Origin of the sequence: Variovorax glucosi, assembly GCF_051216695.1 — a bacterium.
Taxonomy (GTDB): Bacteria; Pseudomonadota; Gammaproteobacteria; order Burkholderiales; family Burkholderiaceae_C; genus Variovorax.
On sequence record NZ_JBPJZE010000014.1, the window covers coordinates 1 to 2,131 of the forward strand.

Sequence of the window (2,131 nt, forward strand, 5' to 3'; positions counted from 1 at the left end):
GCCTGCAGCGCCTCCTGGACCAGTGCGGTGTCGAAGTACTCAGTCAGCTCTTTCACCTTGCCTCCTTCGAGTCGGTAGACGTAGCAGTAGCGGTTGTTGTAGCGCTTGCCGGCCTTGGTGGGCACGTCGCCGCTGAACAGCACCACCACCCGGTCGCCCTCGGCGATGATGCGCTCGGTCTTGCTCACATAGGGCCCCGCGAACTGCGCGAAGAGCGGGTTTAGCAGCTCTTCGCGAATGGCCTTCTTGCCCCGGTAGGTGCGCGACCACGGGGTGCTGCCTTCGAGCTTCCAGCTGGCGTCGTCGGCAAGGCTGTCGACGAAGACCTGGCCGTTGCCCTTGTCCAGCTCGTCATGGATGCGCTGGACCAGGGCCTTGTTGTCGATCGTGTTCATGGCTTGATTTCCTTGGGTTGAATGAATGAACCGGACACCCGGTGAATTCATTGGAAATGCTCGAGTGCACTCGAGGTCAAGCGCGCCATGAACACTGGGGCCGGTCAGCCCCTCTTCGCGTTCGCCATGCCCTTGGCGACTTCGTTCGCGCCCTGTGCGGTGCCGCTCTGCGGCACGGCCTCGCCCTCGCGATCGGTCACCTCGGACAGACGCGCCGCCAGCTGCTCGGGCGTGTCGGCGGCAATGCCCAGCCAGGCGCCCTGCGTCAGCGTGATGTGCGCGGCCTCGAAGGTGCCGGCACCGGCGCAGAGGATGGTGCGGTTGGGCGCGTCCTGCGCGGCCAGCACCAGCATTGCGGGCACCACGGCCTCGGGGCGGAAGGCTTCGAGCATTTCCTTGGGGAACAGGTCCTCGGTCATGCGGGTGGCGGCGGTGGGCGCCAGGCAGTTCACGCGGATGTCGTTCTTCGCGCCTTCGATGCTCAGCGTTTGCATGAGGCCCACCAGCGCAAGCTTGGCCGCGCCATAGTTGCTCTGGCCGAAGTTGCCGTACAGGCCGGTGGACGATGTAGTCATCACGATGCGGCCGTACTTCTGCTCGTTCATGAGCGCCCAGACGGCCTTGGTGCAGTTCACCGCGCCCATCAGGTGCACATCGACCACCAGCTTGAAGTCGGCCAGCTCCATCTTGGCGAAGCTCTTGTCGCGCAGGATGCCGGCGTTGTTGACGAGGATGTCGACGCGGCCCCAGGCATCGACTGCCTGCTTGACCATGGCCTGCACCGCCTCGAAGTCAGTCACCGATGCGCCGTTGGCAATGGCTTCGCCGCCGGCCGCCTTGATCTCGTCAACCACCGCCTGCGCAGCGCTTACCGAGCCGCCGGAGCCGTCGCGCGCGCCGCCTAGGTCGTTCACCACCACCTTGGCGCCGCGCGCCGCCAACGCCAATGCATGCTGGCGGCCCAGGCCGCCGCCCGCGCCGGTCACGATGGCCACGCGGCCCTTGAAGTCGATGTTGCTGCTATTGCTGTTGCTCATGTCTCTCTGTCGCTTTCCTGGGGAGTTGCCGTTGTCCGGTTGCCGCTCCTGCGGCAGCGTGGCGTTTTACCCCAGAAAGGCGCACGACCCAGTCATGCGCGCGTCAGCCGGCATCGCCCGGCGTCACCCGGGAAGCGACGCGCGCACCTGCGCACAGAAGTCCACCAACTGGTCGAGCTCGGCCGACTTGTCGAAGAAGGCATCGGCGCCCAGTTGCCGCGAACGCTCGCGCATGGCGGAGTTGGCGTAGTTGCTCAGCACGATCACCTTCTGGTGCGGCGCCCGGTGTCGGCAGGCGCGGATCACGCCCAGCCCGTTGCCGCGCCGCAGGAACAGGTCGACGATGGTCAGGTCCCAGTCGCCGGTGTGCTGGTCCAGCCAGGCCACGGCCTCCTCCTCGGTGCTGGCGGAGGCCACCACCTTCGCGTCAGTCACGTCTTCCAGGAATCCGACGAGGTTCTCGCGAATCACGGGGCTGTCCTCGACTAGATAGGCCTTGAAAGTCATGGGGAGGTCGCGAGGTCGGTGCTTGCGCGGTGCATGGAGGCATCCTCGCAGCCCCACGGCCGCACGCGGTGAGCCATGCAGGCCAATGCCTGTAGGTCATCGGCCACCGCTGCTGTCGGTCATTCCGTGCCTATGGGCGTCTGCCGAGTCCTATTCCGGGCGTCGGCAACTGCTGAATGCCCTGCCGGGCGG

At 66.2% G+C, this 2,131-nt stretch carries 3 protein-coding genes; all 3 read right to left on the reverse strand.

What is annotated here, in order from left to right:
• On the reverse strand, window positions 1-395 hold a 395-nt coding region (locus tag ACSFA3_RS22250), incomplete at its 3' end, for a nuclear transport factor 2 family protein (protein WP_435507675.1).
• Between the two features lie 104 nt (window positions 396-499).
• On the reverse strand, window positions 500-1,432 hold the full coding sequence (locus ACSFA3_RS22255; RefSeq protein ID WP_435474428.1) for an SDR family NAD(P)-dependent oxidoreductase: 933 nt from the start codon (window positions 1,430-1,432) through the stop codon (window positions 500-502).
• Window positions 1,433-1,555: 123 nt separating this feature from the next.
• Complete coding sequence (locus ACSFA3_RS22260; RefSeq protein WP_435474430.1) at window positions 1,556-1,939, reverse strand: response regulator; 384 nt, start codon at window positions 1,937-1,939, stop codon at window positions 1,556-1,558.
• Window positions 1,940-2,131 lie beyond the last annotated feature (192 nt).

Coding starts and splice junctions, on each gene's coding strand:
- ACSFA3_RS22255 (WP_435474428.1), bottom strand. CDS start 1,432: ATGAGCAACAGCAATAGCAGCAACATCGACTTCAAGGGCCGCGTGGCC.
- ACSFA3_RS22260 (WP_435474430.1), bottom strand. CDS start 1,939: ATGACTTTCAAGGCCTATCTAGTCGAGGACAGCCCCGTGATTCGCGAG.